The following is a 16,900-nucleotide window of genomic DNA, read 5'->3' as shown; positions in this document are numbered from 1 at the left end:
CTTTGATGCACTAATCTGTGTCAGATTCCGGCACCACCCGAAAGGCAATTCTTGATGTTCGGCGTTGTCAGACGCGCGTGGTTACCGCTGCTCATCGTGTTGGTTCTCGTGGTGGGGGGGTTCGTCGTGCATCGCATTCGCGGCTATTTCGGCGGTGATGACAGCGGCAACAGCGCCGCCCCGTTCGAGGACACCAAGCCGTTTCACCCCAAGGTCGTGGTCTACGACATCTTCAGTCCGGACGGGACCTACGCCGACATCAACTATCTCGACTTGGAAGCTCTCCCGCAGCGGGTCGACGGCGCCGCCCTGCCGTGGACCCTCACCCTGTCGACCACCAACCCGGCGGTGAGCCCCAACATCGTCGCGCAGGGTGACGGCAGCACCATCGGCTGTCGGGTCACCATCGACGGCGAGCTCAAAGACGAACGAATCTCCAGCAGCCCCGTGAGCGCCCAGACCTTTTGCATTGTGAAATCAGGATGAGCAAACACCTCAACGACGACACCCCGACCGAGACGCTGCCGGCAGCGCAGCCGCCCCACCGCGGCGCCATAGCGACATGGGTCCGCCGGCTGGCGGTACCGCTCATCCTGGCCTGGTTGGCGATCACCGTGTTGGTGAACGTGATCGTGCCGCAACTCGACGAGGTCGGGGCGATGCGCGCGGTGTCGATGGCCCCCAAAGACGCCCCGTCGATGATCTCGATGATGCGCATCGGCAAGACCTTCGAAGAGTTCAAGTCCGACAGCTCGGCGATGGTGGTGCTCGAAGGCGACGAGCCGCTCGGCGACGACGCGCACAAGTACTACGACGAGCTGGTCGCCAAAATGGAGGCCGACACCGAGCACGTCGAGCACATCCAGGACTTCTGGAGTGACCCGCTGACCGCGGCGGGGTCCCAGAGCCCGGACGGCAAGGCCGCCTACGTGCAGGTGTACCTGGCCGGCAACATGGGCGAGACCCTGGCCAACGACTCGGTCAAGTCCGTCCAGAAGATCATCGCCGACACCCCGGCACCGCCCGGCGTACACGCCTACGTCACCGGCGGCGCCGCCCTCAACGCCGATCAACACATCGCCGGCGACAAGAGCCTGAAGGTCATCACCTCGCTGACGTTCGTGGTGATCATCGTGATGCTGCTGAACTTCTACCGGTCGATCGGCACCGTGCTGCTGGTGCTGGGCATGGTGGTGTTCGAATTGGCAGCGGCCCGCGGCGTGGTGGCCGTGCTCGGCTTCTACAACATCATCGGCTTGTCGACGTTCGCGGTGAACCTGCTGGTGACACTGGCCATCGCCGCCTCGACGGACTACGCGATCTTCCTGCTCGGCCGCTATCAGGAGGCGCGGTCGCTCGGCGAGGACAAGGAGTCGGCCTTCCACACCATGTATCACGGCACCGCGCACGTGATCCTGGGCTCGGGCCTGACCATCGCCGGCGCGACCTTCTGCCTGTCGTTCACCCGATTGCCCTACTTCAAGTCACTGGGTGTCCCACTGGCCATCGGCATGGTGGTGGTGACGCTCGCGGCCCTGACCTTCGGTGCCGCGGTGGTGGCGGTGGCCAGCCGCTTCGGGATGCTCGAGCCCAAGCGGGCGATGCGGATCCGCGCCTGGCGGCGGCTCGGCGCGATGATCGTGCGCTGGCCGGGGCCGGTGCTGGTGGCCACCACCGCGGTCTGCCTGGTCGGGCTGCTCACCCTGCCGGGGTATGAGACCAACTACAACGACCGCGAGTACATGCCGGACTACGTGCCGGCCAACATCGGCTACGCCGCCGCCGACCGGCATTTCTCCCAGGCCCGGATGAATCCGGAACTGCTGATGATCGAGTCCGACCACGACCTGCGCAACCCGGCCGACTTCCTGGTCATCAACCGGATCGCCAAGCGGGTGTTCGAGGTATCGGGTGTCGGACGGGTGCAGACCATCACCCGGCCGCTGGGCACGCCGATCGAACACACCACGATCCCGTTCGCGATCAGCATGCAGGGCACCACCCAGCAGCTGAACATGAAGTACCAGCTCGACAGCATGCGGAACATGCTGAAAATGGGTGAGGACATGCGGGTCTCCGTCGAGAGCATGAAGGCGATGCTCGAGGTGACCCGCGAGATGTCGGCGACCACCCACAGCATGGCCCAAAAGATGCACATCATGCTCGGCGACATCCAGAAGCTGCGCGACGAGATGGCCGACTTCGACGACATGTGGCGCCCGATGCGTAGCTACTTCTATTGGGAGCCACACTGTTTCGACATCCCGATCTGCTGGTCGATCCGGTCCATCTTCGACATGATGGACGGCATCGATGCGATGACCGAGGATTTCGAAAAGGTGCTGCCCGACATCGACAACCTCGATCGGCTGATGCCCCGGATGCTCGAGATCATGCCGCCGATGATCGAGACCATGGAAAACATGCGGACCACCCAGCTGAAGATGCAGTCCACCATGGAGGGCCTGCAGCTGCAGATGGAGAAGATGATGGAGGGCCAGAACGCCATGGGCAAGGCGTTCGACGACTCCAAGAACGACGACTCGTTCTATTTGCCGCCCGAAGCGTTCGACAACCCCGACTTCAAGCGCGGGATGAAGATGTTCCTGTCGCCGGACGGACATGCGGTGCGGTTCATCATCTCTCACGAGGGCGACCCGATGTCCCCGGAGGGCGTCAGCCACATCGAGCCGATCAAGCACGCCGTGCACGAGGCGCTCAAGGGCACCCCGCTGGAGGGCTCCCGGGTCTATCTCGGCGGCACCGCGGCCATGTTCAAGGACATGAAGGACGGGTCGGCCTGGGACCTGATGATCGCGGGCATCGCCTCGCTGTGCCTGATCTTCATCATCATGCTGCTGATCACCCGGGCGGTGGTGGCCTCGGCCGTGATCGTCGGCACCGTGCTGCTCTCCCTGGGCACCTCATTCGGGATCTCGGTGCTGGTCTGGCAACACATCATCGGGTTGCATCTGCACTGGATGGTGCTGGCGATGAGTGTGATCATCTTGTTGGCGGTCGGCTCGGACTACAACCTGCTGCTGGTCTCCCGAATGAAGGAGGAGATGCACGGCGGGCTCAAGACGGGCATCATCCGCGCCATGGGTGGCAGTGGCTCCGTGGTGACCTCGGCGGGTCTGGTGTTCGCCTTCACCATGATGTCGATGCTGGTCTCCGACCTGAAGGTGATCGGCCAGGTGGGCTCGACCATCGGGCTGGGCCTGATCATCGACACGCTGGTGATCCGCTCGTTCATGACGCCGTCGATCGCCGCGCTGCTGGGCCGCTGGTTCTGGTGGCCGCAGCGAGTGTGGTCGCGGCCGAGTCCGGTGGCACAGCAGGTCTCGCCGACCGCACCCACCAGCCCGGTGTCCATCGACCGGGTCTGAGCCCGGCGGCTAGGACTCCGGGCGCACCACCAGCACCGGCGCATGCGCCGACTGCACCACCGCCAGGCTGACCGAGCCCAGCAGCATGCCGGTGAAGCCGCCGCGGCCGTGGCTGCCCACCACGACCAGCTGCGCCTGCTGCGACTGCTCGACCAGTTGGTCGGCCGGCCGGTCGCAGACCACCACGCGGCGCACCGTGACGTCGGGGTAGCGCTCCCGCCAGCCGGCCAGCCGCTCGGCCAGGGCCAGTTCACCGTCGGATTCCATTGCGGCCGCGTCGATCCCGGGGAAATCGAGCACGCCGGTGTCGTGCCAGGCGTACACCGCCACCAGCTCCACCCCGCGCAGCGACGCCTCCTCGAACGCCACCGCCGTCGCGGCCTCTGAGACCGGGGACCCGTCGATGCCGATCACCACCGGTGCGGTGTCGGAGCGCTCTTGCTCCTCGTGCAGGACCACGACCGGGCAGTGCGCATGCCGGACCAGTGACGAGCTGACCGAGCCGAGCAGGCTGCGACGCAGCAGCCCGTGCCCGCGAGACCCGACCACCAGCCGGGCGGCGCCGCGACTCAGGTCCACCAGCACCGGAACCGTCGAGCCGACCACGATCTCGGCGTCCACCGGCAGATCCGCGCCCTGGGTCGCGGCGATCGCGACGGCTTCGCGCAGGTGGCGTTCGCCCTGTTCGTGCTGCCACTCGGTGTAGCCGGGCGGCATCGGCGTCTCGGGGAACGTCATCACCACCGGCGGAGCCAGCACATGGACCAGGGACAGCGGCAGGTTGTGCAGGACGGCATCGCGGGCCGCCCACTCGACCGCAGCGTTCGACGACGGCGATCCGTCGACACCGACGAGGATTCCAGGGTTCACCCCTCCACGCTAAGCGGTGTGACACCGTGGTGCCTAGCCACCGTTGAACTCAAGGAAGGCGGTCCGCACGTTGTCCATCACGATCGATCCACGCCGGCACGACGCGGTGCTGCTGCGCCTCGACGACGGCGCTGCGGCGCTGACCGCGCGGCTGCAGCAGGCCGGGGTGCGGGCGCAGCCGGTGGCATCGAGCGCCGAGCTGGTGTCCGCGGCCGCCGAATTGCGGGTGCGGCCGGGCCGGTGCGTGGTGCTCACCGACTCGGAATCGGACGTAAACACGGCTCGCAGTGCGGGTTTCGCCCTGGTGATCGGCGTCGGGTTCGACGGCGCCGACGCGGCGGTGGCCGACCCGGACCAGGTCGCGGTGCGCACCGGCGACCGGCCGATGTCAGCGTTGCCCGACGCGATGAGCGCCCCGGAGCTGGGCGAGCTCACTCGCCCGGCGGTGTTCTTCGACTTCGACGGCACGTTGTCGGAGATCGTCGACGATCCCGACGCGGCCCGGCCGGTTGCCGGCGCGCTGGATGCGTTGGCCGCGTTGGCCGCCCACTGCCCCGTCGCGGTGCTGTCCGGCCGCGATCTGGCCGACGTGCGCGAACGGGTCGGACTGGACGGGATCTGGTATGCCGGCAGTCACGGCTTCGAGATGACCGGACCCGACGGTGCCCATCACCAGAACGATGCCGCCACGGGCGCGGTGTTCCTGCTGTCGGCGGCGGCCGGTTCACTTCACGGTCAGCTCGGCGAAATCCCAGGAGTCATGGTGGAGCACAAGCGTTTCGCGGTCGCCGTGCACTACCGCAACGCCGCCCGGGATCGGGTCGGAGAGGTGCTGGCGACGGTGCGCGAGGCCGGCCGGCGGCGTGGGCTGCGGGTGACGACCGGGCGCGAGGTGATCGAGCTGCGCCCGGAGATCGACTGGGACAAGGGCCGCACGCTGCACTGGATTCTGGAGCAGTTGGAGCCGGTGACGCCGCTGTTTCTCGGCGACGACATCACTGACGAAGACGCGTTCGACGCGGTGGCCGAGCTGTCGGGTGCCGGGATCGTGGTGCGGCACAGCGACGACGGCGACCGCGCCACGGCCGCCCGGTTCGCACTGGACAGCCCGGCCAGCGTTGCCGAGTTCACCGCCCGATTGGCGCAGCGGCTCGCCGGCGAGGAGGCTTAGGGCCCGTCGCAGCGAATACAGTGACAAACGGACCGAGCAATCAGTCCCGGTATTCGGCTGCCCCGTCGTCGAGCACCACCCGCGCATTGCCACCGTCGGGGCCGGCGGCCTCGGTGCGGAACACCGCCTTACCCGGCTCGGTCCGCCAGATCGAGGTGGTCAGCGTCTCCCCCGGAAATACCGGGTCGGTGAAGCGCGCCGCGATCGCGCTGACCCGCCGGGCGTCACCGCCGCCGAGTTCGGCGACCAGCGCACGGCCGGCGAAGCCGTAGGTGCACAGCCCGTGCAGGATCGGCTTGGGGAAACCGGCCAGCGTGGTGGCGAACCAGGGGTCGCTGTGCAGCGGGTTGCGGTCGCCGGAGAGCCGATACAGCAGCGCCTGATCCTCCCGGGTCGGATACGCGATGCGGGCATCGGGCTCGGAGTCCGGGATCTGCGGGGCGACCGGCCGCTGCCCCGGCTCCCCGCCGAAACCACCGGCCTTGCGGATGACCACGGTGGTCAGCGTCTCGGCGATCGGCTCGGAGGTCCTGGGGTCGGTGCCGCGTGCCCGCAGCATCACGACGGCGTTCTTGCCCTCCCCCTTGTCCTGGATGTCGGCGACCTCGGCGACCACCTGCAGGCTTCCGGCGGCGGGCAGCGGCGCGAACAGGCGTACCTCCTGGGAGCCGTGCAGCAGCAACGCCGGGTTGAAGGTGCCGATCTTGCCGGCGGCCGCAAAACCCAGACAGCAGATGACGGCATAGGTGGGCAGCACCTGCTGGGCAATGTCGTGGCTGTTCTCGGTGGTGAACGCCAGGTCGGCGGTGCCGGCGCCGACTCCGAGCGCATAGAGCATGGTGTCGCGATCGGTCCATTCGACCAGCACCGGATCGGTGGTCACGCCGATGGCTGTCGGGTCCAGTGCCATGGGTTCTCCTTACGGCGGTTGTCGGAGGCGATTCGCCCTCACCATTTCAGCAGAACCGGCCTCCTCGGCGCCGTCGACACGGCAGGCTGTCGCCATGGGGACGCGCATGGGGAACCGCAGCAGTAAGTTGTTCGCGATGGTGGCGGCCGCGCTCGCCGCGGCCCTGGTGCTCGGAGGCTGTTCGGGGACACCGCATACGCGCACCATCACCCTGACCTTGATCCGGCACGCGGAATCCGAAGCAAACGCCGCCGGGATCGTCGACACCGCGGTGCCCGGTCCGGGCCTGACCGAGAAGGGCCGCGCCGACGCCCAGGAGTTCGCCGGTCAGCTCTCGCGCAACCACTACGACGGCGTCTACGCCTCCTCGATGGCGCGCAGTCAGCAGACCGCCGCCCCGCTGGCGCGCGAGTTGGGCCGGCAGGTGCAGATCCTGCCCGGCCTGCGCGAGATCAGTGCCGGCTGGTTCGGCGACAAACCCGGCTCGGTGGCCCAGGCGCCGTACCTGCTGGCCCCACAAGCCTGGGTTCACGGTCAGCGGACCGCAGCCATTCCCGGTTCGATCGACGGCAACCAGTTCAACGAAGAGTTCAGCGCCGCGGTGCAACAGATCTACGACAGCGGCGATGCCAATCCGGTGGCGATCTCGCACGCGGCGTCGATCATGACCTGGACCCTGATGAACGTCAAGAATCCGCGTGACGAGCTGATGACCGACCACCCGCTGCCCAACCTCGGCCGGGTGGTGCTCAAGGGCAGCCCGGGCACCGGCTGGAAGCTGGTGGACTGGGACGGCATTCGCGCGTTCTGAGTTCAGGGCGCTGATGAGTGCGGCCGATGACTCCGATGATCGCCTGACCGACACCGGCCGGGTGGAGGCGTTCAGCGATGGCGTCTTCGCGATCGCGGTGACTCTGCTGGTGCTCGACCTCAAGGAACCGGCGCACGGCCCCGGGGCGCTGCTGGACGGGCTGATCCGGCAGTGGCCGGCCTACCTCGGCTATGTCGCGTCGTTCGGCTATGTCGCGGTGATCTGGCTCAACCACCACCAGGCGTTCAGCGCGATCAAACACGTCGACAAGGGCGTACATCTGGCCAACATCGCCCTGCTGTTCACCACCGCGCTCATCCCGTTTCCCACCGCGGTGCTCTCCCGCGCGTTCATCGACGGCGCCGACAGCGGCGACGCCCGCACCGCGGTGGCGCTGTACGCCGGAATCCTGGCGGCGATGTGCGCGAGTTGGCTGCTGCTGTTCGACCAGGTCAGCCGCCGCCCCGGCCGGTTGGCCGAGGACGATGTGGATCCGCGAGGGTTTGCGGCTCAACGGTTTCGGGCGATAGTCGGGATCATCGCCTACCTGGCGGCAGGCGTGATCGGTGTCGTGTGGTCGCCGCTGATCGCGCTGGCGGTGTTCGTCGTGATGCCGGCTTTCTATGCGGTCACTGTCCCGGGGATGGGCCGGCGAGACTCAACTCACCATTGACGTAGCCGATCGAAGCGACCACCATGGCCGCATGCGTTATGTCGTTACCGGCGGTACCGGGTTTATTGGGCGGCGGGCGGTGGCCCGAATCCTGGAGCACAGTCCCGATGCGCAGGTGTGGGTGCTGGTGCGCCGCGCCTCGCTGAGCCGCTTCGAGCGGCTCGCAGCCGACTGGGGCGAGCGGGTGAAACCCCTGGTCGGCGACCTGACTGCGGAGAACCTCGGGCTGACCGACACGGTGATCGCCGAACTCGGCGGCATCGATCACGTGCTGCACTGTGCGGCCATCTACGACATCACCGCCGGCGCGGCCGAACAGCAGGCAGCCAATGTCGACGGCACTCGCGCGGTGATCGGGCTGGCGAAACGGCTCGACGCCACCTTGGCGCACGTGTCCTCGATCGCGGTGGCCGGCGACTACGCCGGCGAGTTCACCGAGGCCGACTTCGACATCGGCCAACAGTTACCGACCCCCTATCACCAAACCAAGTTCGAGGCCGAACAGCTGGTGCGCTCGACGCCGGGACTGCGCTACCGGGTGTACCGACCGGCGGTGGTGGTGGGCGATTCGCACACCGGCGAGATGGACAAGGTCGACGGGCCGTACTACTTCTTTCCGCTGCTGGCCAAGCTGGCGGCGCTGCCCCGGCTCACCCCGATGGCGGTGCCTCACACCGGACGCACCAACGTCGTTCCGGTCGACTACGTCGTTGATGCGCTGATCGTGCTGATGCACGCCGACGGATACGACGGGCGTACCTTCCACCTGACGGCGCCGAAATCCATTGGGCTGCCCGAGATCTACCGGGCCGTCGCCCGAGAGGCCGGGCTGCCCCCGCTGCGCGCCACGCTGCCCGGCGCGGTGGCGGCCCCGGTGCTCAACGTCGGCGGGCGAGCGCGGGTGTGGCGCAACATGCTGGCCACCCAGGTGGGCCTTCCCGGCGAGGTCCTCGACCTGGTGAACCTGCGGCCGACGTTCGTCGCCGACGCCACCCACGCGGCGCTGAACGGCGCCGTCCGGCTGCCCGAGTTCGCCGACTACGCACCGAGGCTGTGGCGGTACTGGGCGGCGCACCTGGATCCCGACCGCGCCCGCCGCGACGATCCGGCCGGCCCGCTGGTCGGGCGGCACGTCGTCATCACCGGAGCCTCCAGCGGCATCGGCCGGGCTTCGGCGATCGCCGTCGCCGAGCGCGGCGGTGTCGTCTTCGCGCTGGCCCGCAGCGGCGAGGCGCTCGACGAGCTGGTGGCCGGGATCCGGGCCGCAGGCGGGCAGGCCCATGCGTTCACCTGCGATGTCACCGACTCGGCGTCGGTGGAGCACACCGTCAAGGACATCCTGGGCCGGTTCGGGCATGTCGACTACCTGGTGAACAACGCCGGCCGGTCGATCCGCCGCTCGGTGGTCAATTCCACCGACCGGCTGCACGACTACGAGCGCACCATGGCGGTCAACTACTTCGGTGCGGTGCGGATGGTGCTGGCGCTGCTGCCGCACTGGCGGGAACGCCGGTTCGGCCACGTCGTCAACGTCTCCAGCGAAGGAGTGCTGGCCCACAGCCCGAAATACAGCGCGTATGTGCCCACCAAGGCCGCGCTGGACGCGTTCGCCGACGTGGTGTCGACCGAGACGCTGTCGGATCACATCACGTTCACCACCATCCACATGCCGCTGGTGGCCACCCCGATGATTGCGCCGACCGGAAAACTGGTTCCGATGGGGGCGATCAGCGCCGAGCACGCGGCGGCCATGGTGGTACGAGGTCTGATCGAGAAGCCGGACCGGATCGACACCCCGCTGGGCACTTTGGCCGACGCCGGCAACTACCTCACTCCCCGGCTGGCGCGCCGGCTGCTGCACCAGCTCTACCTGGGCTACCCGGACTCGGCCGCCGCACGCGGGGTGGCGCCCACTGAAACCATTGCGTCCGTTGCGGCACAACCGGTACGACGTCACCCGAAGCGGCCGGCCCGGGCGATCGCCCGGGTGCGCATGCCCCGCCCGGTCAAGCGGGCGGTGCGGTCGCTGCCCGGCGTGCACTGGTGATGTGAGCCTTTCGGTCTTCGCCGACGTCGACACCGGCGTCGACGACGCGGTCGCACTGGTGTATCTGCTGGCCAGCCCGGATACCGAACTCGTCGGTCTGGCCTGCACCGGCGGAAACGTTGCGGTGCACCAAGTCTGCCGCAACAACCTGGCCCTGCTGGAACTGTGTGAGGCAACCGGGGTTCCGGTGTCGCGGGGCGCCGACGCACCGCTGAACGGTCCGGTCCATACCGCGGAGAACATCCACGGGCCGCAGGGCCTCGGATACGCCGAGTTGCCGACCGGCAGCGGCCGGCTCACCGGATACGACGCCGCCACAGCGTGGGTCGCTGCCGCACGGGCACATCCGGGGCAGCTGATCGGGCTGGCCACCGGCCCGCTGACCAACCTGGCCCTGGCGCTGCGGGCCGAACCCGCACTGCCCACGCTGCTGCGCCGGCTGGTGATCATGGGCGGCGCGTTCTCCGGCGAGCGGGCCGGTCGGTCCGAGTTCAACATCGGGTTCGATCCCGAGGCGGCCGCCGAGGTGTTCACGGCCTGGGCAGCTGTTGCACCGCAACGACTTCCGATCGTGTGCGGGCTGGATCTGACCCGTCAGATCGCGATCACGCCGGCGATCCTGGGTCAGCTACCGGCACCGGCGGGCAATCGGGTGGCCCGGTTGCTCGATGACGCGCTGCGGTTCTATTTCGAGGCGCACGACGCCCGCGGCCACGGATACCTGGCGTATCTGCACGATCCGCTGGCCGCGGCGATCGCGCTGGAGCCCGAACTGGTGACCACCCGCCCGGCCGCAGTACACGTTGAGGTCGAACCCGCGGCGGTGCGCGGGCGGACGATTCCCGACTGGGACGCCGCGCAGCCCAACGCGCTGATCGGTGTCGGTGTCGACCCGGTCGCGTTCTTCGACCGGTTCGTGCAGCGAGTCGGCGCATTGGCCCGCCGGCTGGGCTGAGTGCCTCCTCACTCATCCCCAACCCCATCCCGCCGAGCGTGTAACCACTGCGATTTGAGGCGCAGTTTTTCGCAGTGGTTACACGTTGGGCGAAGAAAGATGGGACGGCCGAGTCGGCGCATTGGCCCGCCGGCTGGGCTGAGGTGCCTCCTCACTCATAGCTGCCCTCCAGGTACCAGCGCCGCAGCCGGTAGCACAGCAGCAGTGCCGCGCCGGGCGCGCCGTCATCCGGCGACGCCTCCAGCAGCGCCTGGACCCGGGCGGTGCGCCCCGATCCCGGGCCTTCCCGCTGCGGGTCCCACCACCGCTCGTCGACCGGCCAGGGCCCGGCCCACCAGCGCAGCCGGTCGTCACGACCCCGGGTGACCAGCCATACCGGGTCGGCGGAGAACAGCCCCCGGCCGGTCACCCGGATCGGATTACGTTCGGCGTCAAGCAGTTCCACCGGGTCATCGAGCAGCACCGACGGCGACGGCTCGGGGAGCCGGCCGGGCCACGGCTGGCGCGGGTCGGCCAGCGGCACCGGCTCATCGCCCAGCGGGGTCAAGGTGATGCGCTCCGCCGGGCCACGGCCACCGGACAGCACCGGCACCCGCACCGCCTCCGGGCCGAGCAGGCCCTGTACCCGCACCAGCGCCCGGCGGGCACGCAGCCGATCCTCCTCGCCGAGCCCTCCCCACAGCGGCAGCTGCAGCGCCTCGGTCGCCGAGAGCACCTCCACCGGCTGCAGCCGCAGCAGCGTGATCGGACCGGTGGGCCGGTCCCTGCTGACCCGGCTGTTCAACCAGCCGTCCAGCTGCCAGCGCACCCGGTCGGCGGTGGCGTCCTCGGTCAACGGCTCGGCGCAGCGCCACACCCGGGTCAGCTCTTCCCCGGTGTCGGTGACGGCGTGAATGGCCAGCCGGGTGCAGCCGACGCCGGCGGCCATCAGCGTCCGGTGCAGCACACCGGCCAGCGAGCGGCCCGCGAACGCCGCGGCGTCGACCCGGCCGATCGGCGGATCGCAGTGCAGCACGGCATCGAGATCCGGTGTCGGCTCCCGCCCGGACGGCCCGCGTTCCGGCTCGCCGCGGGCGAACCGGTGCGCGATGAGTGCATCGGGACCGAACCGCGATGTCACGTCCGGGCGCGGTAGCGCGGCGAATTGCCCGATGCTACGAATACCCAAGCGCCACAACAGATCGACGAGGCTGTCGCGCCCGGGCCCGGACAGGCTGGGCTCGGCGGCCAGTTGCCGGATCGACAACGCCGACAGGAATCGGGCGTCTCCCCTGGGCGGCACCACAGCGCCGGCGCGCGCGGCGAGCACCGCGGCGGAGAGCCCATCGGCGATCCCCACCTGGCATTCGACATCGGCGGCGGCCACCGCGTCGACGAGGCGTTCGGCGGCTTGTTCCTCGGAGCCGAACGCCCGGACCGCCCCGCGCACCGACACCACCAGCAGCCCGGGCCGCAACACCTCGGCGGCCGGCACCAGTTCGTCGACCGCGGCCAGGACCGGCTCGAACAGCCGGGCGTCGCGGTCGGTGTCGGCGGCCACCACATGCAGCGGCGGGCAGCGGGCCGCCGCCTCGCGGCGCCGCAGCCCGCGCCGCACCCCGGCCGCGCGGGCACCCGCCGAGCAGGCGATCACCCGGTTGGCCAGGGTGACCGCGATCGGTGCGGTGGCCGGCAGGCCCGCCGCGACTGCCGCGGCAACGGCGGGCCAGTCCATGCACCAGAGCGCCAGCACTCGGGAGTCAGCCATGAGAAGACCCGCTACCCGGCCCTGGTTCGCCCGGCCGCGCCCCCGCGGGCCTGCACCTCGAGCCGCACCGCACCGATCCGCCCGAAGCCTGGGCGTGCCGCACAGCCCCCGCTTATCACCTCGTAGCCGCTCACCCGGGCGTCCAGCCGAAGCGCCGCACCCTGCCAGTCACCGCCGGAGATCAGCAGGGCGCAGCCCCGGTGGCGGGCCCGGGCCAGCACCACCCGGGTGCGCGCCGGCGGTACGCAGCGGCCGCCCAGGCCGAGCGCCACCAGATCCATGCCGTCCATCAGCACCGTGGCCACCTCCACCGGATCGTTGCCGGGGTCGGGGATCACCGCGAGCCGGCTCAGGTCGGCGCCCATCTCCGCTGCGGCCAGCAGGCCGGTGTCCGGCTGGCCGACGATGGCCGCGTTACCGCCGGCCGCCGTCACCGCGGCCACCATGCCCAGCGTCAACGAGCGGGCTCCCGACAGCACCGCCACCGTGCCCCGCGGCAATCCCGCGGGCAGCACCCCGGCCAGCAGCGGCGGGACCGGCAGCGCGGCCTCGAAAGCCTGGGCAGCCGGAGCAGCCGAGACCACTCCCCGCCGCCCGGCGCCTACTTTCCCGGCTACCGCCGCCATCTGCCGGCGCAGCTGTTCCAGCTGGTCAGCTCGATTTTCAGGGCTGCTGGGACGTTGCCCCAAGTCCACCGCCGCCGTCATGATCGCCTCCGGGAAAACTCGCCTCAGTTCGAAACTGTGTTCGATAGGCCCGAGTGAACACTTCCCCACCGACAACCGTCAAGCCGGGCCACCTCAGGGGGTATCACCGACCCCGGGAGTCACATCCGCACCGCGTCAGGAGGTGTGAGATCTTTCCGAAACAGCTAGCGCATGCGCTATCGCGAAGGGGTGCCGGCGGCCATCGCCCGATACCCTTCTCGCACGCTCGGGTACCGGGGCGCCCAGCCCGCGACCGCGCGGAAACGCGCGTTGCTGACACGTAGTGATCTGGTCATCGATGTGCTGCGATCCCCGAGCAAAAGGGCCAACCGGCCCGGCCCGGTGATCCGCGGTTTGGCGCCGACGGCCGCGGCCAGCGCTTGGGTGTGCTGCTTCTTGGTGACGGGCTCGTCGTCGACGACGTTGTAGGTACCGGCGCGGCATGTCAGAGCGGCGATCACGGCGCTGGCCGCATCAGGGAGATATATCGATGACAGGTAGGACGCGCGGCGGCCGGCCTGGAAAGCGATGTGGTGACGGGCCAGGCCCATGATCTGTTCGCTGTGGGCCGCGCCCGGCCCATAGAACAGGCCGAAGCGCAGAACCACTGCGTCACCGCCGGTTTCAGCGAATCGCCGGGCGCTGGATTCTGCGGCGTGGTTCCCCGATGCAATCGGGTAGTGGTCCACAGCCGAGTCCTCGTCGAGCCAGCGGTCCCCGCCGTCGTGATAAATCATCGCCACCGACTCCTGCACCACTCGCGGGACTGCTGCGGCCAGCGCTGCGTCGACGACCGTCGCCGACCCCTCGGTACGTATCCGTTGGCATGCGGCCCAGGCGGATGGGAGAATGAACCGCTGCGGAGAAGGGAGCGCGGAGGCCATATTCACCACCGCGTCGTGGCCATGGAAGGCTTTGGCAAGTGCGTCGCGGTCGAACAATGACACCCGAATTGGCCTGGCGCCCTGACTGACTAGAACCGACGCTTTGGCGTCACTTCTGGCCATTGCCGTGACCTCGTGCCCAGCGGCGATCAACGCGGGCACCGTGTGGCTACCGATTGCGCCGGTGCCACCCGTGACGAACACGCGCACTGCTCGCACCTCCGTTGGTCTCGGTCACCCACCGGAGACTGGTGATATCGCCGGCGCAATCCGATTCGAACTCATCACACCCCAACTCCGCGGGTGCGCAAGTGACGGCTGTTACTCGCGGGTCCGGGGCAAGCGCGGCCTGGAAATCACTCCCACTCGATGGTCCCCGGCGGTTTGCTGGTGACGTCCAGCACCACCCGGTTGACCTCGGCCACCTCGTTGGTGATCCGGGTGGAGATGCGCTCCAGCACCTCGTAGGGCACCCGGGTCCAGTCGGCGGTCATGGCGTCCTCACTGGACACCGGCCGCAGCACGATCGGATGTCCGTAGGTGCGGCCGTCGCCCTGCACCCCGACCGAGCGGATGTCGGCCAGCAGCACCACCGGGCACTGCCAGATCTGGTGGTCCAGACCCGCGCTGGTCAACTCCTCGCGGGCGATCGCGTCGGCCTGACGCAGCGTCGCCAGCCGCTCAGAAGTGACCTCGCCGACGATCCGGATCCCCAACCCCGGGCCCGGGAACGGTTGGCGCTCAACGATCTCCTCCGGCAGCCCCAATTCGCGCCCGACCGCACGCACTTCGTCCTTGAACAGCAGCCGCAGCGGCTCGACGAGAGTGAACTTCAAGTCGTCCGGCAGCCCGCCGACATTGTGGTGGCTCTTGATGTTCGCGGTGCCGGCACCCCCGCCGGATTCCACCACGTCCGGATACAGCGTGCCCTGCACCAGAAAATCGATCGGTTCCTCGGCGGCCAGATCACGCACCGCGCCCTCGAAGGCTCGAATGAACTGCCGGCCGATGATCTTTCGCTTGCCCTCGGGGTCAGACACTCCCGCCAGCGCGTCGAGGAACACCTCCGCGGCGTCGACGGTGACCAGCCGTGCCCCGGTGGCGGCGACGAAGTCCTCCTGCACCTGCTCGCGCTCCCCGGCGCGCAACAGCCCGTGATCGACGAACACACACGTCAGCCGGTCACCGATGGCACGCTGCACCAGCGCCGCGGCCACCGCGGAATCCACTCCCCCGGACAGCCCGCAGATGGCGTGGCCGTCACCGATCTCCGAACGCACCTGCTCGATCAGCGCGTCGGCGATGTTGGCGGGCGTCCAGGCCGCGTCGATACCGGCGAACTCGTGCAGGAACCGGCTGAGCACCCGTTGCCCGTAGGGGGTGTGGATCACCTCCGGGTGGTATTGCACCCCGGCCAGCCGGCGGGCCCGGTTCTCGAAGGCGGCGACCGGGGCGCCGGCGCTGGCGGCCACCACCGCGAACCCATCCGGCGCGTCGGTCACCGCATCGCCGTGGCTCATCCACACCGGCTGGGTGCCCGGAAGGCCCGAATGCAGTTCGCCACCGGTCACTTTCAGCTCGGTACGGCCGTATTCACTGGTTCCGGTGCGCTCGACGGTGCCGCCGAGTGCGGCCGCCATGGCCTGGAAGCCGTAGCAGATGCCGAACACCGGCACCTCGAGGTCGAACAGCGCCGGATCGAGCCAGGGAGCGCCTTCGGCGTAGACACTGGCCGGCCCGCCGGACAGCACGATCGCCCGCGGGTTGCGCGCGGCGATCTCCTCGACGGTCGCGGTGTGCGGGACGACTTCGGAGAACACCCGCGCCTCGCGGACTCGGCGGGCGATCAGCTGGGCATACTGCGCACCGAAGTCGATGACCAACACGGGGCGAGACGATGGGGACGACACCGCAGAGAGTTTAGTGGCCGCAAAACTCAGCCGATCCGACGGCGGGCATGGTGGAGTGGACATCAGCCCGAGCCGGAAGGGGGCGCCATGGCGCTGGGACTGCCCGAAACGGTGCGCGCCTGCCTGTTCGACCTCGACGGCGTGCTCACCGACACCGCCAGCGTGCACACCCGGGCCTGGAAGGCCATGTTCGACGGGTATCTGTCGGCGCGCGCCGAGCGCACCGGTGCGCCGTTCGTGCCGTTCGACCCGGTGAACGACTATCTGCGATTCGTCGACGGCCGCAAACGCGACGACGGGGTGCGCACCTTCCTGGCCAGCCGCGACATCGTGCTGCCTGACGGCGCCGACGACGACCCGCCCGACGCCGAAACCGTGCACGGCCTGGGCAACCGCAAGAACGCGGCGTTTCAGGTAACGCTGCAGGCCGACGGGGTGGACGTGTTCGAGGGGTCCCGGCGCTACCTGGCGGCGGCCACCGCGGCGGGCCTGGCCACCGCGGTGGTGTCGGCCAGCGCCAACGCCGGCGAAGTGCTGGCGATCACCGGCCTGGACACATTCATCCAGCAGCGCGTCGACGGCGTCACCCTGCGCACCGAACACATCGCGGGCAAGCCGGCCCCGGACTCGTTCCTGCGGGCGGCGCAGCTGCTTGATATCGCCCCCGCCGCCGCCGCGGTGTTCGAAGACGCGCTGTCGGGGGTGGCGGCCGGGCGGGCCGGCGGGTTCGGTTTCGTGGTGGGCGTCGATCGGGTCGGTCAGGCCGACGACCTGCGCAGCCATGGCGCCGACGTCGTCGTCACCGATCTGGAGGAACTTCTGTGAA

Annotated in this window: 14 protein-coding genes; 8 read left to right on the top strand and 6 right to left on the bottom strand. The window is 69.3% G+C overall.

Going from position 1 to position 16,900, the window contains the following annotated elements:
* Nucleotides 1-54: 54 nt before the first annotated feature.
* Both A5648_RS19535 and A5648_RS19530 read left to right on the top strand, forming a co-directional pair.
* A complete protein-coding gene (locus A5648_RS19535) occupies nucleotides 55-486 on the top strand; it encodes an MmpS family transport accessory protein (protein ID WP_065026132.1) in 432 nt (143 codons plus the stop codon).
* Nucleotides 483-3,389 (top strand): RND family transporter, encoded by a 2,907-nt coding sequence (locus tag A5648_RS19530; protein ID WP_065026131.1) that lies wholly within the window; start codon nucleotides 483-485, stop codon nucleotides 3,387-3,389. The genes A5648_RS19535 and A5648_RS19530 overlap by 4 nt, the downstream gene beginning before the upstream one ends.
* Nucleotides 3,390-3,398: 9 nt before the next feature.
* Here the strand turns inward: A5648_RS19530 and A5648_RS19525 are convergent, their stop codons facing one another.
* Nucleotides 3,399-4,259, bottom strand: a complete 861-nt coding sequence (locus A5648_RS19525) for a universal stress protein (protein ID WP_065026130.1) — start codon at nucleotides 4,257-4,259, stop codon at nucleotides 3,399-3,401.
* A 70-nt stretch (nucleotides 4,260-4,329) separates the two neighbouring features.
* On the opposite strand from A5648_RS19525, the gene otsB reads away from it, so the two are divergent.
* Entirely contained in the window at nucleotides 4,330-5,430 is a 1,101-nt protein-coding gene (otsB, locus tag A5648_RS19520) for a trehalose-phosphatase (protein ID WP_065026129.1), read from the top strand.
* A gap of 40 nt (nucleotides 5,431-5,470) precedes the next feature.
* On the opposite strand, the gene A5648_RS19515 is transcribed toward otsB, so the two are convergent.
* The gene (locus A5648_RS19515; RefSeq protein WP_065026128.1) at nucleotides 5,471-6,340 is read right to left on the bottom strand and encodes a MaoC/PaaZ C-terminal domain-containing protein; all 870 of its coding nucleotides are present in this window, start codon (nucleotides 6,338-6,340) and stop codon (nucleotides 5,471-5,473) included.
* Nucleotides 6,341-6,446: 106 nt separating this feature from the next.
* Between A5648_RS19515 and A5648_RS19510 the strand changes: the two genes are divergently transcribed.
* The 4 genes from A5648_RS19510 to A5648_RS19495 are packed head-to-tail and all read left to right on the top strand — an operon-like array spanning nucleotide 6,447 to nucleotide 10,826.
* A complete protein-coding gene (locus tag A5648_RS19510; RefSeq protein WP_065026127.1) occupies nucleotides 6,447-7,151 on the top strand; it encodes a histidine phosphatase family protein in 705 nt (234 codons plus the stop codon).
* Between the two features lie 13 nt (nucleotides 7,152-7,164).
* Nucleotides 7,165-7,824, top strand: a complete 660-nt coding sequence (locus A5648_RS19505; RefSeq protein WP_065026126.1) for a TMEM175 family protein — start codon at nucleotides 7,165-7,167, stop codon at nucleotides 7,822-7,824.
* Nucleotides 7,825-7,855: 31 nt separating this feature from the next.
* Nucleotides 7,856-9,871, top strand: a complete 2,016-nt coding sequence (locus tag A5648_RS19500; protein ID WP_065026125.1) for an SDR family oxidoreductase — start codon at nucleotides 7,856-7,858, stop codon at nucleotides 9,869-9,871.
* A 1-nt stretch (nucleotide 9,872) separates the two neighbouring features.
* Complete coding sequence (locus A5648_RS19495; RefSeq protein WP_065026124.1) at nucleotides 9,873-10,826, top strand: nucleoside hydrolase; 954 nt, start codon at nucleotides 9,873-9,875, stop codon at nucleotides 10,824-10,826.
* Nucleotides 10,827-10,977: 151 nt separating this feature from the next.
* Here A5648_RS19495 and A5648_RS19490 read toward each other — a convergent pair whose 3' ends face one another.
* From A5648_RS19490 to guaA, 4 genes are all read right to left on the bottom strand, one after another.
* The gene (locus A5648_RS19490) at nucleotides 10,978-12,573 is read right to left on the bottom strand and encodes a DNA polymerase Y family protein (RefSeq protein WP_082966599.1); all 1,596 of its coding nucleotides are present in this window, start codon (nucleotides 12,571-12,573) and stop codon (nucleotides 10,978-10,980) included.
* Nucleotides 12,574-12,584: 11 nt separating this feature from the next.
* Complete coding sequence (locus tag A5648_RS19485; protein ID WP_065026122.1) at nucleotides 12,585-13,280, bottom strand: hypothetical protein; 696 nt, start codon at nucleotides 13,278-13,280, stop codon at nucleotides 12,585-12,587.
* A 176-nt stretch (nucleotides 13,281-13,456) separates the two neighbouring features.
* Nucleotides 13,457-14,374, bottom strand: a complete 918-nt coding sequence (locus A5648_RS22950; RefSeq protein ID WP_082966598.1) for an NAD-dependent epimerase/dehydratase family protein — start codon at nucleotides 14,372-14,374, stop codon at nucleotides 13,457-13,459.
* Between the two features lie 146 nt (nucleotides 14,375-14,520).
* The gene (guaA, locus tag A5648_RS19475) at nucleotides 14,521-16,050 is read right to left on the bottom strand and encodes a glutamine-hydrolyzing GMP synthase (RefSeq protein ID WP_428844358.1); all 1,530 of its coding nucleotides are present in this window, start codon (nucleotides 16,048-16,050) and stop codon (nucleotides 14,521-14,523) included.
* A 111-nt stretch (nucleotides 16,051-16,161) separates the two neighbouring features.
* Here guaA and A5648_RS19470 point away from each other — a divergent pair, with 111 nt between their 5' ends.
* Nucleotides 16,162-16,899, top strand: a complete 738-nt coding sequence (locus A5648_RS19470; RefSeq protein WP_065026119.1) for a beta-phosphoglucomutase family hydrolase — start codon at nucleotides 16,162-16,164, stop codon at nucleotides 16,897-16,899.
* The last annotated feature ends 1 nt before the right edge of the window (nucleotide 16,900 follow it).

Origin of the sequence: Mycolicibacter sinensis (assembly GCF_001673565.1) — a bacterium.
Classification (GTDB): Bacteria; Actinomycetota; Actinomycetes; order Mycobacteriales; family Mycobacteriaceae; genus Mycobacterium; species Mycobacterium sinense_C.
Note: the sequence above shows the minus strand (reverse complement) of the source record. Positions and strands in the feature narration are given on the sequence as shown.